Source organism: Ruegeria sp. YKSF57 (assembly GCF_059612585.1).
Genome location: NZ_JBXWQW010000027.1, coordinates 53763 through 68376, shown reverse-complemented (window position 1 = coordinate 68376; position 14614 = coordinate 53763). Strand labels below are relative to the sequence as shown.

General features: G+C 61.1%; 19 protein-coding genes. 4 read left to right on the top strand and 15 right to left on the bottom strand.

Annotated features, from left to right (window positions below; all coding sequences use genetic code 11):
* The 8 genes from AC2FLX_RS13105 to AC2FLX_RS13070 form a co-directional block, all read right to left on the bottom strand.
* A partial coding sequence (locus AC2FLX_RS13105) for a 3-hydroxyacyl-CoA dehydrogenase NAD-binding domain-containing protein (RefSeq protein WP_496875443.1) occupies positions 1-2131 on the bottom strand: 2131 nt, incomplete at its 3' end.
* Between the two features lie 24 nt (positions 2132-2155).
* Positions 2156-3367, bottom strand: coding sequence for an acetyl-CoA C-acetyltransferase (locus AC2FLX_RS13100; RefSeq protein ID WP_480751228.1), 1212 nt, complete (start codon positions 3365-3367; stop codon positions 2156-2158).
* Positions 3368-3377: 10 nt separating this feature from the next.
* Positions 3378-4016, bottom strand: coding sequence for a glutathione S-transferase family protein (locus tag AC2FLX_RS13095; RefSeq protein WP_496810765.1), 639 nt, complete (start codon positions 4014-4016; stop codon positions 3378-3380).
* Positions 4007-4297, bottom strand: coding sequence for a hypothetical protein (locus AC2FLX_RS13090; RefSeq protein WP_480751231.1), 291 nt, complete (start codon positions 4295-4297; stop codon positions 4007-4009). Before AC2FLX_RS13090 ends, AC2FLX_RS13095 begins: the two co-directional genes overlap by 10 nt.
* On the bottom strand, positions 4294-4506 hold the full coding sequence (locus AC2FLX_RS13085; protein WP_480751233.1) for a hypothetical protein: 213 nt from the start codon (positions 4504-4506) through the stop codon (positions 4294-4296). Before AC2FLX_RS13085 ends, AC2FLX_RS13090 begins: the two co-directional genes overlap by 4 nt.
* A 49-nt stretch (positions 4507-4555) precedes the next feature.
* Entirely contained in the window at positions 4556-6337 is a 1782-nt protein-coding gene (locus tag AC2FLX_RS13080; protein WP_496810764.1) for an acyl-CoA dehydrogenase C-terminal domain-containing protein, read from the bottom strand.
* Positions 6338-6382: 45 nt separating this feature from the next.
* Positions 6383-6784 carry a MerR family transcriptional regulator gene (locus AC2FLX_RS13075; RefSeq protein WP_480751236.1) on the bottom strand — a complete coding sequence of 134 codons (402 nt, stop codon included), beginning with the start codon at positions 6782-6784 and terminating at the stop codon, positions 6383-6385.
* Between the two features lie 344 nt (positions 6785-7128).
* Complete coding sequence (locus tag AC2FLX_RS13070; protein ID WP_496748494.1) at positions 7129-7497, bottom strand: MerR family transcriptional regulator; 369 nt, start codon at positions 7495-7497, stop codon at positions 7129-7131.
* 116 nt (positions 7498-7613) lie between these two features.
* On the opposite strand from AC2FLX_RS13070, the gene AC2FLX_RS13065 reads away from it, so the two are divergent.
* The 4 genes from AC2FLX_RS13065 to AC2FLX_RS13050 are packed head-to-tail and all read left to right on the top strand — an operon-like array spanning position 7614 to position 10462.
* A complete protein-coding gene (locus AC2FLX_RS13065) occupies positions 7614-8033 on the top strand; it encodes a PaaI family thioesterase (RefSeq protein WP_480751238.1) in 420 nt (139 codons plus the stop codon).
* 1 nt (position 8034) lies between these two features.
* Positions 8035-8553, top strand: coding sequence for a PaaI family thioesterase (locus tag AC2FLX_RS13060; RefSeq protein WP_480751239.1), 519 nt, complete (start codon positions 8035-8037; stop codon positions 8551-8553).
* Positions 8554-8559: 6 nt separating this feature from the next.
* Positions 8560-9876, top strand: a complete 1317-nt coding sequence (locus tag AC2FLX_RS13055) for an MATE family efflux transporter (RefSeq protein WP_496810763.1) — start codon at positions 8560-8562, stop codon at positions 9874-9876.
* Between the two features lie 46 nt (positions 9877-9922).
* Positions 9923-10462 carry a GNAT family N-acetyltransferase gene (locus tag AC2FLX_RS13050; protein WP_480751243.1) on the top strand — a complete coding sequence of 180 codons (540 nt, stop codon included), beginning with the start codon at positions 9923-9925 and terminating at the stop codon, positions 10460-10462.
* Positions 10463-10471: 9 nt separating this feature from the next.
* On the opposite strand, the gene sigJ is transcribed toward AC2FLX_RS13050, so the two are convergent.
* From sigJ to AC2FLX_RS13015, 7 genes are all read right to left on the bottom strand, one after another.
* A complete protein-coding gene (gene sigJ / locus AC2FLX_RS13045) occupies positions 10472-11362 on the bottom strand; it encodes an RNA polymerase sigma factor SigJ (RefSeq protein WP_496810762.1) in 891 nt (296 codons plus the stop codon).
* Positions 11359-11898 carry a hypothetical protein gene (locus AC2FLX_RS13040; RefSeq protein ID WP_496810761.1) on the bottom strand — a complete coding sequence of 180 codons (540 nt, stop codon included), beginning with the start codon at positions 11896-11898 and terminating at the stop codon, positions 11359-11361. The genes sigJ and AC2FLX_RS13040 overlap by 4 nt, the downstream gene beginning before the upstream one ends.
* On the bottom strand, positions 11895-12275 hold the full coding sequence (locus tag AC2FLX_RS13035; RefSeq protein WP_496810760.1) for a hypothetical protein: 381 nt from the start codon (positions 12273-12275) through the stop codon (positions 11895-11897). The genes AC2FLX_RS13040 and AC2FLX_RS13035 overlap by 4 nt, the downstream gene beginning before the upstream one ends.
* A gap of 110 nt (positions 12276-12385) precedes the next feature.
* Positions 12386-12727, bottom strand: coding sequence for an arsenate reductase (glutaredoxin) (arsC, locus tag AC2FLX_RS13030; RefSeq protein ID WP_480751249.1), 342 nt, complete (start codon positions 12725-12727; stop codon positions 12386-12388).
* On the bottom strand, positions 12724-13782 hold the full coding sequence (locus AC2FLX_RS13025; protein WP_496810759.1) for a quinone-dependent dihydroorotate dehydrogenase: 1059 nt from the start codon (positions 13780-13782) through the stop codon (positions 12724-12726). The genes arsC and AC2FLX_RS13025 overlap by 4 nt, the downstream gene beginning before the upstream one ends.
* Positions 13779-14210, bottom strand: a complete 432-nt coding sequence (locus AC2FLX_RS13020; protein ID WP_480751252.1) for a DUF1330 domain-containing protein — start codon at positions 14208-14210, stop codon at positions 13779-13781. The genes AC2FLX_RS13025 and AC2FLX_RS13020 overlap by 4 nt, the downstream gene beginning before the upstream one ends.
* Positions 14207-14545: a DUF952 domain-containing protein gene (locus AC2FLX_RS13015; protein ID WP_480751324.1), complete on the bottom strand. Its 339-nt coding sequence runs from the start codon at positions 14543-14545 to the stop codon at positions 14207-14209. The genes AC2FLX_RS13020 and AC2FLX_RS13015 overlap by 4 nt, the downstream gene beginning before the upstream one ends.
* Between the last annotated feature and the right edge of the window lie 69 nt (positions 14546-14614).

The window sequence follows — 14614 nt, the reverse complement described above, 5'->3', positions numbered from 1 at the left end:
GAGGCGGGCAGGTGAACCGTTCGCCATATTCGGCTGCCAGCTGGTCGCAGCGTTCGGCGGCATAGGGCGTGCCGATGATGTCGAGCCAGCTGAGCGGCCCGCCGGACCACGGCGCAAAGCCCCAGCCCAGAATGGCGCCAACGTCGCCTTCGCGGATGTCCTCCAGCACGCCTTCTTCCAGCGCGCGCACCGCTTCCAGAACTTGCGCGAACATCAGGCGTTCCTGAACTTCGATCAGATCAGGCTGATCCTCGGCCAGCGGGTATTTCTCGGCCATTCCCTTCCAGTATCCGACGCGCTTGCCCTTGTCGTCATAGTCGAAGAAGCCCGCATTCGCCTTGCGCCCCAGACGGCCCAAACCTTCCATCCAGAAGATCAGGTCATCGCCCGGATTGTCGGGGTAGGCATGGCCCATTGCCGCCTTGGTCGCCCGCGCGATCTTGGCCCCCAGATCGATCGAAGTTTCGTCGTTGAGCTGGATCGGCCCGACGGGGAAGCCCAGTTGCCGCGCCGCATTGTCGATTAGCACAGGGCTGACACCCTCTGTGATCATCCGCAGGCCTTCGTTGATGTAGGGAATGATACAGCGGTTGGCGTAGAAAAAGCGCGCGTCGTTGACCACGATCGGCGTCTTGCGGATCTGATGGACATAATCCAGCGCCTTGGCCACAGCCCGGTCGCCGGTTTTCTTGCCCTTGATGATCTCGACCAGGAACATCTTTTCCACCGGCGAGAAGAAGTGGATGCCGATGAACTGTTCGGGCCGCACAGATGCCTCGGCCAAGCCGGTGATCGGCAGCGTTGAGGTGTTCGAGGCAAAGATGCAGTCTTCGGGAATGATCGCCTCGACCTTCCGGGTCATCTCGGCCTTGACCTTGGGGTCTTCGAACACCGCCTCGATGATCAGGTCGCAACCCTTCAGCGCGTCCAGATCAGGGGTCGCGTTGATCAGGCCCAGCATCGCTTCTTTCTTGTCTGCCGTGACCTTGCCACGCTTGATGCCCTTGTCGAGGTAACTTTCGGAATAGGCCTTGCCCTTGTCGGCGGCGGGCTGATCGCGGTCGATCAGCACAACCTGCATTCCGGCCTGTGCGCTGACCAGCGCGATGCCCGCACCCATCATGCCCGCGCCCAGAACGCCGACCTTTTTGACACGCTGATCCGGCACCTCCTTGGGCCGCACGGCGCCTTTTTCCAGCGCTTCCTTGTTCAGGAACAGCGACCGGATCATCGCGGACGAGGATGGGTTCATCAGGATCGAGGTGAAATGCCGTGCCTCGATCCGCAGGGCGGTATCAAAATCGACCAGCGCGCCTTCGTAGATCGCGCTCAGCAACGCCTTGGCGGCAGGAAATGCGCCTTGGGTCTTGCCGTTCACCATCGCGCTTGCACCGACAAAGGTCATGAACCCCGCCGGGTGATAAGGCGCGCCGCCGGGCATCTTGTAGCCCTTGGCATCCCACGGTTTCACCAGATCGGCCTCCCTGGCGTTCAGCACCCATTCCTTGGCCGCCGCCACCGGATCGTCCGCCACCGCGTCGATCAGCTGCGCTCCCTTGGCCTTGGCTGGCTCCAACATCTTGCCTTCGAGCAGCACCGGGGCTGCCGCCATCGCGCCCACCATGCGGCTGAAACGAGTGGTGCCGCCGCCGCCGGGGAAGATGCCCAGAAGAATCTCGGGCAGGCCGATCCTGGATTTCGGATTGCTGGTCATCACCCGGTGGTGACAGGCCAGCGCGATTTCTGTGCCAATGCCCGCGCAGGTGCCATTGATGGCGCAGGCCACCGGCTTGCCGCCTTTTTTGGTCTTGGTGTCCATGCCAGCCAGTTCCAGCTTGCGCAGGATGTGGTGGCCACCCATGACGAAATCGAACAGCGCTTGGGCCGGTTCCTCCCCCGCTTCCTGCCGGATCGTAGCCAATGTATTCAGGTCCATCCCGCCGGCGAAAGTACCTTCCTTGCCGCTGGTGATGACGATGCCTTTGACCGCATCGTCGGCCAGTGCCTTATCGACCAGCGCGCTCACCAGTTCAAAGGCGTCGCGGGTCATCACGTTCATGGATTTGCCCTGGGCGTCCCAGGTGATGAAGGCGACGCCGTCCGCGTCGGTGGTCAGAGTGAAATCAGTCATTTTCTTGGTCTCCTGCTCCGCCGCTTACACGCGTTCGATAATGGTTGCCGCACCCATGCCGGATGCGATGCAGAGCGTCGCCAGACCGGTTTCCTTGTCCTGCCGCTCCAGCTCGTCAAGCAATGTGCCGATGATCATCGCGCCGGTTGCGCCCAGCGGGTGACCCATGGCGATCGAGCCGCCGTTGACGTTCACCTTGCCGGGGTCCACGTCAAAGGCCTGCTGGAACCGCAGCACGACAGAGGCAAAGGCCTCGTTCACCTCGAACAGGTCCAGATCGCCGATGACCATGCCGTTTTCGGCCAGGATCTTTTCGGTCACCGGTACCGGGCCGGTCAGCATGATGGTCGGGTCGGTGCCGATCTTGGCGGTTGCCTTGATGCGCGCGCGCGGCTTCAGGCCGTATTTCTCGCCGAATTCCTTGTTGCCGATCAGAACAGCCGCAGCCCCATCCACGATGCCCGAGCTGTTGCCCGCGTGGTGGATGTGGTTGATCCGCTCGATATGTGGGTATTTCAGCATCGCCACCTTGTCGAAGCCCGGCATCTGTTCGCCCATCATCGCGAAAGAGGGGTTAAGCGCGCCAAGGCTTTGCATGTCGGTGCCGGGGCGCATGTATTCGTCGCGATCCAGAATGGTCAGGCCGTTCTGATCCCGGACGGTGATGACCGATTTTTCGAACCGGTTTTCTTCCCAGGCGACCGCCGCGCGGCGCTGCGACTCGACTGCCAATGCGTCGGCATCGTCGCGGCTGAATCCGTATTCCGTGGCGATGAGGTCGGCCGAGATGCCCTGCGGCACGAAATAGGTCTCCATCGCGAGGCTGGGATCAACGGCGATCGCCGCGCCGTCGCTGCCCATGGCCACGCGGCCCATCATCTCGACGCCACCGGCGATATAGGCATCGCCCGCGCCGCCCTTGACCTGATTGGCGGCGAGATTCACCGCCTCCATGCCGGAGGCGCAAAACCGGTTGATCGCCAGACCGGGGATCGATTGGTCCAGATCCGAAGCCAAGACCGCCGAACGCGCCAGACAGCCGCCTTGTTCCATCACCTGGGTGACATTGCCCCAGATCACGTCCTCGACCGCGTGGCCTTCCAGGTTGTTGCGTTCCTTCACTGCGTTCAAAGTCAGCGCGCTGAGGCGCACCGAGGTCACCTCGTGCAGGCTGCCATCCTTGCGGCCCTTGCCGCGCGGCGTGCGCAGGGCGTCATAGATATAGGCTTCGGTCATGTGTTTCTCCTCAAGCGCGATCCGACGGGTTGCCGGGCATCAGGTCATAGGGTGCTTTCCAGCCGGGCTGTTCGGAAAGCCGGGTCAGCCAGGCGTCAATATGGGGCCAGTCTGCACGGTTGAATCCAAAAGACTCGGGGTAATAGAGGTAGCCGCAACAGCTCAGATCTGCATTGGTCACGCTGTCCCCAACGATCCAGTCGCGGCCTTCAAGGTGGGCGTTCAACACATTGTAAGCGGCCTTGAGCCGCCCCTGGTTGAAAGTGATCACATCCGGGTTGCGGTGCTGTTCGGGCAGGAAATGGATCAGGAACCGGGTCAGGCCCGCCATCGAGCTGAGCTTGTGATTGTCCCACAGCACCCATCGCAGGATGTCATAGTTCTCCTCGCGGGTTTTACCTCCGAACCTGCCGGATTTCTCGGTCACATAGGCCTGGATGCAGCCCGACTGGCTGGTGCGAAAATCGCCGTCGATCAAAACCGGCGCCTCGCCCATCTCGTTGACAGTGGCGCGGTATTCCGGCGTGCGGGTCTCGCCGCCGAAAAAGTCGACGAAAACCGGCTTCCATTCGAGCCCTGACATTTCCAACGCCAGCGCTGCTTTGTAGGAATTGCCGCTTTCTCCGAAGCAATGAAGTTTTATAACCATTTCAACGCTCTCCCTATGGCGATAAGTATTCCGATGATGAACAAAACAGCCAAGCAACCTGCGGCCCAAAGCAACGCGAAACCAAGCTGATATCCAGTGAAGACACCTGAATAGACAAACTCGCCAACCTGTGTGCCGAACAATGTACAATCGGGGACTCCGGCAGCTGTGACGTCATGGCAGTCAGCTATTTTTGCAACTCCAACGGTAATCGCGAGTTTTCCAAGAACCAAAACTAATGGCCCGAGAACAACCGCCACCAAAGTCAGGATTAATTTCACCGCTTGCGCTCCTCCAGTTCCGCGTTGAACAGCCGCAAGCGGTGGATCATGTTTTCCTCGTCGACTACGCTGTTGAAATTCTCGAACAGAAACGACAGCGCCTCGCCCTCGTCCAGACCTGACTGTTTCGCAAACTGTTTCAGCTTGCGGTAGGCGTCTTCCGTCATGGCGACGGGGAAGCGGCGGGTCAGGCGAAAGCGTTTCGGCATGTCTCTTTCTTCAGTGATTGGGCCGGCGGGGCGGACCCCGCCGCAATGCTCAGAAATTTGCGGCCTCCAACGCCATGACCGTGTCAGCGCCCGACTGGATGCGCGCCAGGTGCGTGGCGGTCATGGGCAGGCGGCGCGCCATGTAATAGCGCCCGGTCGCGATCTTCGTCTCGTAGAACGCGGCGTCAGAAGCACCTGCGGCCAGTCGTGACGCCGCGGCCTTGGCCATTCGCGCCCACATCAGGCCCAGGCAGACATGGCCGAACATGTGCATGAAGTCATAAGAGCCCGCCAACGCGTTATTGGGGTTCTTCATGCCGTTTTGCATGAAATACATTCCCGCGGCCTGCAGATCCTTGGATGCAGCCTTCAGCGGCTTGATAAACGCCTTGTCATAGGATTCGTCCTGCCCTGCGTTCTCCTTGCAGAAGGTTTTGACCATCTCGAAGAAGGCCATCACGTGCTTACCGCCGTCCTGCGCCAGTTTTCGACCCACGAGGTCCAAAGCCTGAACGCCGTTGGCCCCCTCGTAAATCATCGCGATCCGGGCATCGCGGGTATATTGCGACATGCCCCATTCCTCGATGTAGCCATGGCCGCCATAAACCTGCTGCGCCTGTACGGTCATGTCATAGCCCTGGTCGGTCAGGAAACCCTTGATGACCGGCGTCAGCAACGAGATCAGCCCATCTGCGTCCTTGTCCTGTGCGCGATGCGCCTTGTCGATCATCGTGGCGCCCCACAGGATGAACGCGCGCGCACCTTCGGTGAAACTCTTCTGATCCATCAGGTTGCGGCGGATGTCCGGGTGCACGATCAGCGGATCGGCCGGACCGTCCGGGTTCTTCACCCCGGTCACGTCGCGGCCCTGCAGGCGGTCCTTGGCGTATTCCAGGGCATTCTGGAATGCAGCTTCCGCCTGGGACAACCCCTGCATGCCCACGCCCAGACGCGCTTCGTTCATCATGGTGAACATGGCGCGCATGCCCTTGTGCTCTTCGCCCAGCAACCAACCGGTTGCGGCGTCATAGTTCATGACGCAGGTCGAGTTTCCGTGGATGCCCATCTTTTCCTCGATCTTGCCGACCGAGACGCCGTTGCGCTCGCCCAGGCTGCCGTCGTCGTTGACAAGGAATTTAGGCACGATGAAAAGCGACACGCCCTTGATGCCCTCGGGGCCGCCGGGAACTTTCGCCAGCACCAGATGGATGATGTTGTCAGCCATGTCGTGGTCGCCGGACGAGATGAAGATCTTTTGCCCGGTGATCTTGTAGCTGCCGTCGCCCTGCGGTTCCGCCTTGGTGCGCATCAGACCCAGATCTGTGCCGCAATGCGGCTCGGTCAGGTTCATGGTGCCCGTCCATTCACAGGCAACCATGTTGGGCAGGTATTTGTTCTTCTGCTCATCGGTCCCATGCGCCAGAATGGCCGAGGCCGCGCCGTGGGTCAGGCCCTGATACATCACGAACGCCTGGTTCGCGGCGGAAAACATCTCGCCCACGGCAGTGCCCAGAACATAGGGCATGTTCTGCCCGCCGTACTCCTCGGGCATGTCCAGCCCGGTCCAACCGCCTTCCTTCATCTGCTCGAAGGCTTCCTTGAACCCCGTCGGGGTGTAGACGATGCCGTTTTCCAGTCGACACCCTTCGGCATCGCCCACCACGTTCAGCGGGTGCAGCACATTGGTCGCGATCTTGCCTGCCTCGTCCAGAACCGCACCGGTAAATTCAGGTTCCAGGTCCGAATAGCCGGGGACGTCCGAGGCGGAAACGTTCAGGACATCATGCAGGACGAATTGCGTATCCTTGGTTGGGGCGTTGTAGACGGGCATGGAAGGCTCCCAATTGTTTCAATTTTCTGAGGGGCGGGGTAGGCGTTACTCGGCCGCCTTCTTTTCTTCTTTCATCGAGGCGATGACCTTTTCGCCCCATTTCAGTTGCTCTTTCAGGTCTTCGATGGCCTGGGTCAGCTCGTCTCGGCGCAACTCCATGTCAGCAAGCCGGTCACATGCGATCTCATAGGTGCGGGTCAGCTGTGTCAGTTGCTGGTCGCCGGCGTGATACAGGTCCAGAAGTTGCCGGATTTCTTCGAGGCTGAAGCCGAAACGCTTGCCGCGCAGGATGAGTTTCAGTCGGGCGCGGTCGCGTTTGGTGAACAGCCGTTTTTGACCTTCGCGGATCGGGAACAGCAGTTCCTTGGCCTCGTAGAACCGCAAGGTGCGAGGGGTCACGTCATAGGTCTCGCACATCTCGCGAATGGTCATCAGTTCTTCATTCATGTCTCAATCTCTCAAATCACGTACCTGGTGATATCGAGTTGGCCGGGTGTCGGGCGATTTACAACATGCAATTGACGTTTACGTAAGCTAGACGCTGCGTCACTTTTTTGGTGACGTAAGATCAATTCGCGTCAGGCATCTTTCGGGAAATTTTATTTCCGCAACGTCAACCTGAAGGGGGCAAAATCGCCTTTCATTGGCGTTGTATGACGAACGTAGAAAATGGGACTGTGTCACGCTCGATCCTCCACTCGATACATGCGCCATGCTTGGCGGTCTGCCCATGTTCTGGCAACGGGTATCGTGCTCGGATGACGATGAAGTGAGAGACGGAGAGCGCCCCGTCAGGCCAGACTATTGGCGGTCTGGTCACGCAGTCGCTTCAACTCGTCCATCGCCTCGTCAAGCTGTTCGCGCTGCTGGCGCAACTCTTGCATCTGACGGTCGGCCATTTCGATGAAAGCTGACATCTGCGCCTGATTGCCCTCGTCCTCATAGATCAAGAGCCATTGGCGAATCTCTTCCAGCGGGAAGCCGAACTTGCGCCCGCGCAAAATCAGCTTCATCCGGGCGCGTTCCCGCGCGCCATAAAATCGCGAACGCCCTTCGCGGTCTGGCTGCAGCAGTTCAATATACTCGTAATAGCGCAGCGTGCGCGGCGTTACGTCGAATTCCGCGCACATCTCTTTGAATGACAAACGGGTGTCGGACATTCTGTTTCTCCTCGCCCGGCAACCTATGGTGTCGTTTCGTCATGCGCAACAGGCGGTCTTGCTCTTTGATGTCGCAGCGGCCCATAAAGGGGCACTCAACAGCAGGACCCAAGCCTATGGTCGACAAAACAAAACTCGCTCGCCAGTTCATCGAGGCCATCCCGCACGCCAAGGCGCTGGGGCTGGAGCTTGATCATATCGGTGCCGGTGAGGCCGAGATATCGATGCCTTACAACGAAGACCTGATCGGTGATCCGCGCACCGGGGTGATTCATGGCGGGGCAGTATCGGCCATGCTGGATACCTGCTGCGGTGCCGCAGTGATGAGCCATCCCTCCGCCCCCGGCGGCACCGCGACGATCGACTTGCGCATAGACTACATGCGCGCCGCGACGCCGGGCCAGCGAATTTCGACGCGCGCGACCTGTTATCACATCACCCGCAACGTTGCCTTTGTCCGCGCAACCGCCACCGATGACGATCAGGACCAACCTGTCGCCACCGCCTCGGGCGCCTTTACCGTGGAGGGCCGCTGATATGGCGCGCGCCCGTCCCGAACCGATGCAGGTGGTCAAGCAGCGCCGCGATGCCGCACTCAAGGCGCTGGTCGAAGGCGTGCCCTATATCCGCTTTCTCAACATCAGTTTCGACCGTCGCGGGGACGAGCTGACCGGGGTTCTGAATTTCGACGAAAAACACATCGGCAATCCGTTCTTGCCAGCCATCCACGGTGGCGTGACGGCGGCCTTCCTTGAGGTGACGGCGGTGATCACGCTCAGCTGGTCGCACCTGTTTCCCCGGATCGAAAGCGGCGAGATCGATCCGGAAGAGATATTGACCGACGACAATATGCGCTTTCCCAAGACCATCGACTTTACCGTCGACTACCTGCGCTCGGGCCTGCCGCGCGACGCCTATGCACGCGCATTCATCAGCCGTTCGGGCCGTCGTTACGCCTCGGTCCGGGTCGAGGCGTGGCAGGACCACCATTCAAAGATGTTCGCCCAGGCGACCGGCCATTTCCTGATGCCACAGCCGCGATCCGAAAAAGCCTGACCCGCCATGAAGGACGCCTCGGCACCCATCACACATCGGCGGGTGCTGAAAATTGCCCTGCCCATCGTGCTGTCCAACGCAACGGTTCCGATCCTCGGGGCCGTCGATACCGGCGTGGTGGGGCAGATGGGGCAGGCCGCCCCCATCGGCGCGGTCGGCATCGGCGCGGTGATCCTCGCCACGATCTATTGGGTGTTCGGCTTTTTGCGCATGGGCACCACCGGCCTTGCCGCGCAAGCGCGCGGATTGGGCGACATGGCCGAGACCGGTGCGCTGCTGATGCGCGGCCTGCTTCTGGCCTTCGCGGCGGGGCTGGTTATCATCGTTGCGCAAGCGGCTTTGTTCTGGGGCGCTTTCGCACTGGCCCCTGCCAGCGCCGAGGTCGAGGCGCTGACCCGCACCTATCTGGAGATTCGCATCTGGGGCGCGCCCGCCACCATCGCGCTTTATGCCGTCACCGGCTGGCTGATCGCCATCGAGAAAACGCGCGGTGTCTTCGTTCTGCAAATCTGGATGAATGGTCTCAACATTGCGCTCGACCTTTGGTTCGTTCTGGGGCTGGGCTGGGGGGTTGAAGGCGTCGCCACCGCGACCCTGATCGCCGAATGGACCGGCCTCGCGCTGGGCTTGTGGCTGTGCCGCGAGGCTTTCGCCGGTGAACAGTGGCACGACTGGGCCCGCATCTTTGACGCCACCCGCCTGCGCCGCATGTTGCAGGTGAATGCCGACATCATGGTGCGCTCGGTATTGCTGACCGGGGCGTTCACCACTTTTCTGTTCGTCGGCGCTGATCTGGGCGACGTCAACCTCGCCGCCAATCAGGTGTTGCTGCAGTTTCTGGAAATCACCGCCTTTGCGCTTGACGGTTTTGCTTTTTCCGCCGAGGCGCTGGTGGGCAGTGCTGTTGGCGCAAAGGATCGCTATCAGCTGCGACGTGCCGGGATCATCGCCTCGCAATGGGGGGTGGGCGGCGCGCTCGTATTGGGAGCAGTGTTCTTTGTTGCGGGTCCGCTGATTATCGACATCATGACCACGTCACCCGACGTGCGTCTGGGCGCGCGTGACTATCTGATCTGGGCGGCGCTGGCACCGGTTCTGGGCGTCGCCAGTTGGATGTTCGATGGCATTTATATCGGCGCGACATGGACTCGCGACATGAGAATCGCAATGATCCAGTCGGTCATCATCTACGTTCTGGCGTTGTTTCTTCTGGTGCCCACGCTCGGCAACCACGGACTCTGGGCGGCGCTGATGGTGCTCAACATCGCCCGCGGTCTGACGCTGGGCCTGCGCTATCCGCGGCTGGAGGCGCAGGTGGCATGACTGTCCGACACGCAGACACACGGATGTCAGGGAAGGAACAGAGGGGATGAGATTCATTTCCGGTTTCAACGGGCGGGAACAGCAGATTGCCACGCTGTTTCAGGACACCTTCACCGCCTCGGAGGGGGAAGGGGAGGGCCGGATCATCGGTGCGTTGGTTGCCGAACTACTGGCAACAACTCCCAAGAACGACCTTTATGTATTTTCCGCCTATGCGGGCGAGGTGCTGGTTGGCTGCATCTGTATTTCACGGCTGCTCTATGCGCAGGATTCAAGGGCGGTGTTCATTCTGTCCCCCGTGGCGGTCAGGACGGACCAGCAACAGAAAGGCATCGGCCAACAGTTGATCGCGCATGGGCTGGATCAGTTGCGTCTCAGCGGCGTCGACTATGTCACAACCTACGGCGATCCCGGTTACTATTCCCGGGTCGGGTTTCAGCAGATCACCGAGGATTTTGCAAAGGCCCCGCTGAAATTGAACCATCCGCATGGCTGGCTGGGACAGCCGTTGTCGTCAAAAGATGCGACGCCCCTGTCAGGGCCATCCCAATGCGTGCCGGCGCTGCACAAACCCGAATTGTGGTGAACGGCCGGGTCAATGCGCGACGCCCGGCAGTGGTGGCCGGCGCGGCAATTTCTCGGGGTTTCGCATAATATAGATCCAGTCGATCAGCCCGTCCCGATTGACCGTCAGCGTAAACACCATGTCATCTGCGCCGCCGTCCAGAACCGCCAGTGCTGGCGCGCCGTTGGCCCTGACCGTCCTGACATCGACACGCCCGACCGGTTTCGATGCGATCGAAAGCAATACCTGCGCCACTTCGTCCCGGCCCGCCAACGGGCGGAACGCGGCGCGCACTTTGCCGCCGCCATCGCTGATTGCGGTGACATCGGCGGACATCAGCGATAAGACCGTGGCGCGATCCTGCGCCGCGACAGCCTGGGAAAACCGGGCCAGCATCGTGGCCGTTTCTTGTGGCTCGACCTTAAACCTCGGCCCTGCCGATTTCACCTTTTTCCCGGCGCGGCTGACCAGTTGACGGCAGGCTGCCTCGGATTTGTCCAGGACCTGTGCCAGTTCTTCGTAGTCGGCGTCAAAGACCTGTTTCAGCACGAATGCCGCGCGCTCCTCGGGGGTCAGCCGCTCCATCGCCCATAGCAACGCCAGTTCGCAATCCTGTGCCAGAGACAGATGGTCTTCGCTGCTGGCGTTCGCATCGCGCACCAGCGGTTCAGGCAACCACGGTCCGACATAGACCTCGCGCCGGTGCCGGGCCGACCGCAGCGCATCAATGGCCAACCGCATCGTCGTGGTGTGCAGCCAGCCGGCAGGATTGCCGATGGTGTTGCCTGTGATGTCGGACCAGCGCAGCCAGACCTCCTGCACGACGTCTTCGGCCGCGGCGCGTTCGCCCAGCATCCGGTAGGCCAGCGCCATCAGGCGCGGGCGTTCCTGTTCGAACCGGTCAAGTCGTGTCTTTGTCATCGGGCCGACCGTATTACAGGATGCAGTGTCTTGCCGAGTGAGATTTTCTGGCACGTCTGCCCGTGGCCCAACCCCCGTTTCATGACCGGGTAGGCCCGGCCGGACGCTGCGGCATAAGTCGCCGCAATCACCGCCCTTTCGCCATGTCGCTTGCTGATTTCCAGTCGCAGGTCGTCCGCCTCGGGCAAGTCGGCGATCACGGCTTCGGCAAAACGGAACCCTAGACCAGCTTCGCCCGCGGCGTCAAAGTTGCGTGACAGGCATGCCGCAATGTGATCGGACGGTACGCCCGATTTCAGGGCAAAACCTGTGACAAGCTGCGCGCAAGGCCCGCAATCGCCGTCCAGCGTCGATGCCAACAGCGCACCGGCCCAGATTTGCGGGGCGGGTCCTGTCATTCCGCTGAACAATGACAGGCCGAAGTAGCGAAGTGCAGCACCGGGCCAAACTTCCGCGACCTGCCGCATATAGCTGGCGTCATAGTCATTGTTCTTTTCGAACTTGCTCAACATCCTGTTCAGGATAGCTCTGATCATGCCGGAACCTCCTTGAGGCGCTGTGCGAAGGCCAGGGCGACGGCGGCGGGAATGGTATTGGCAGCTATGTCGAACAAAACCGTGGCGCTGTCAGGCGATGCATGGTGGCCCCATGAGGCGACGTGAAATGCGGCATGCAAGGATGGGAATGCCGCGCCAAGCACTACGAGCGTCCGGTCGCTACGGCGCGCGCCAAGAAACAGACCGGTCGCGCTGACGAAAAAAGCAAAGCCGATATCCCGGGCAAAATGGTCGTTGAAAGGCCCGGTGGACGAGACGCCAGGAACCGAGCGATAGAATTCAGCAGGTGCAATGACCAGACCGGCGGCCAACAGCAAGAAATAGGCCGCCAATCCGACGAGGATGGATTTTGTCATAGATGTCTCCCTTCGCCTTTATGACGAAACAGGAGCACTGTTTGTGACCGCGACGAGCAAAAAAAACCGACAGAGCTTGTGCGATGGGACCCGCCGGGCTCCAGGTCGACCTAGGTAAGGTCCAGCAAAGCCTCGGGCGGGCGACCGATCGCGGCCTTGCCGTTACACAACGCGATGGGGCGTTCGATCAGGATCGGATGGGCGGCCATAGCGGCCAGCAGAACCTCATCTGCGTCCGTTTTCGACAGCTCAAGCTCCTTGAACACCTTCTCGCCGGTGCGCATCATCTCTACCGCGCGAAGCCCCAGCGCGGCTTGGGCCGCCTTCAACTCCTCAAGGCTGGGAGCATCCTCTAGGTACTTGCGCACGGTGATCGTTGCGCCGCGCTCTTGCAAAAGCGCCAGTCCCGCGCGGGATTTCGAACAACGGGGATTGTGCCAATATTCGATCACAGCCAGTCCTCTCTTTTGCTGCCCACAGCCTGCGCCACAGTGTCTAACCCGTCGCGCTTCAGCAAGTCGTCCAGCCCGTGCGCTATATCGGCGGCCAGCGACAAACCGCCATAAACCATCGCGGTATAGAATTGAACCGCCGAGGCACCCGCGCAGATCTTGGCATAGGCCTGTTCGGCGGTGCTGATGCCGCCAACCCCGATCAGCGGCAGGCTGCCTTCGGTCAATTGGCTGAGACGAGCCAGAACCCGCGTGGATTTTTCGAACAAGGGCGCACCCGACAAGCCGCCTGCCTCGCCCTTGTGGACACTTCGCAAACCATCGCGCGACAGGGTGGTGTTGGTGGCAATCACCGCATCCACTCCGGTTTCGCGCGCCACATCGGCGATGTCCTGTAATTCGTCGTCTGTCAGGTCCGGCGCGATCTTCAGAAACACCGGCAAACGCTGCGGCAGGCCGTCGCGGGTTTCGATCACACCGGACAGCAGCGCGCCCAATGCCGCCTTGCCCTGCAAATCACGCAGCTTTTCTGTATTGGGGGACGAGACGTTGACCGTGGCGAAATCAAGGTATTCGGCGCATCGTGCCAGCACCTTGGCGAAATCGCTAGGCCGGTCGTCGCTGTCCTTGTTGGCGCCGAGGTTCAGACCGATCACCGCATCTTTGGGACGGCCCGCCAGCCGCTTGGCCATGACCTCCATGCCGTCATTGTTGAAACCGAACCGGTTGATTGCCGCGCGATCCTCGCTTAGCCGGAAGAGTCGTGGTTTGGGGTTGCCGGGTTGCGGGCGCGGGGTGACCGCGCCAACCTCGATAAACCCGAACCCGGCGCGCGAAAGCGGCCCCAGGACCTCGCCGTTCTTGTCGAACCCGGCCGCCAGCCCAACAGGGTTCGGCAGGTCAAGACCGGCGACGGTGGTACGCAACCGGGGTGAAGTCACAGGCCCCGGCGCGGGCGCCAGCCCCATCTTCAGGGCTCTTATGGACAGCCCGTGCGCCGCTTCCGGATCCATCCGGTGCAGGGCGGCCAACCCCAGTTTTTCGATCATCTTCATCCGAATGTCTTTCCACTTTGGGCCGGGGCGCAGCGGATCAGGCGCGAGGTTGCCAACGCCGCCTGCCGGTGCACCACGGCCTGCCTGTAAACCGGATCGGTCACCATCTCAAGAAACGTGTGTGCCGTAGGATAGCGAGCAACGAACACCTCGTCCCAAGCCTCTTCCTGAGGTCCGATCAGAACGGATTGAAACGCCCCGCGCCAGACGATCGCGGCCCCGAGCCGCGCAATGATCGGCGCGGTTTCGGCCCCGTACCTTTGGTACGCCTCGGCCCCGGTCAACCCCGCGCCCGCCAGTTCGTGACCTTCGGGGTAAATCGCCCTGTCGCGAAATTTCACAAGGTTCAGCATTTCGATGGGGTGATCACGGTCAAGTGCCTTGAAGGCCTCGAACTGCTCCCGCTCGGGATCGACATACCCGCTCATACCATCTCATCCGGAAAGCGGTGCTGCCCGTCCACCAGCGGCAGCGGCTTGGCCCAGACTACGTCCGACAGCCGCAAGTTGCGGTAAAGATGAGGAAACAATGCACCGCCGCGTGACACTTCCCATTTCAGCGCATCGCCCATCGCGTCGCCATCGCAGGCCAGCACGGTCAGCCCATCGGCCCCCGCAAAATGCTTGACGGCGGTCTCGGCAGCCTGTTCGGCGGTCGAGAAATGAACGAACCCGTCGGCCACATCGACCGGCGCGCCAGTGGTCTCGCCCTGCGTCTGTAATACGGCCCATTCGTCCGCCCGGAAAATCTTGTAGATCAGCATAACGCCCAGATGCCTCGGGGCCGGGGCAATATCAAGCCGCAATTCCCCCTACGTCGCCTGCACAGACCC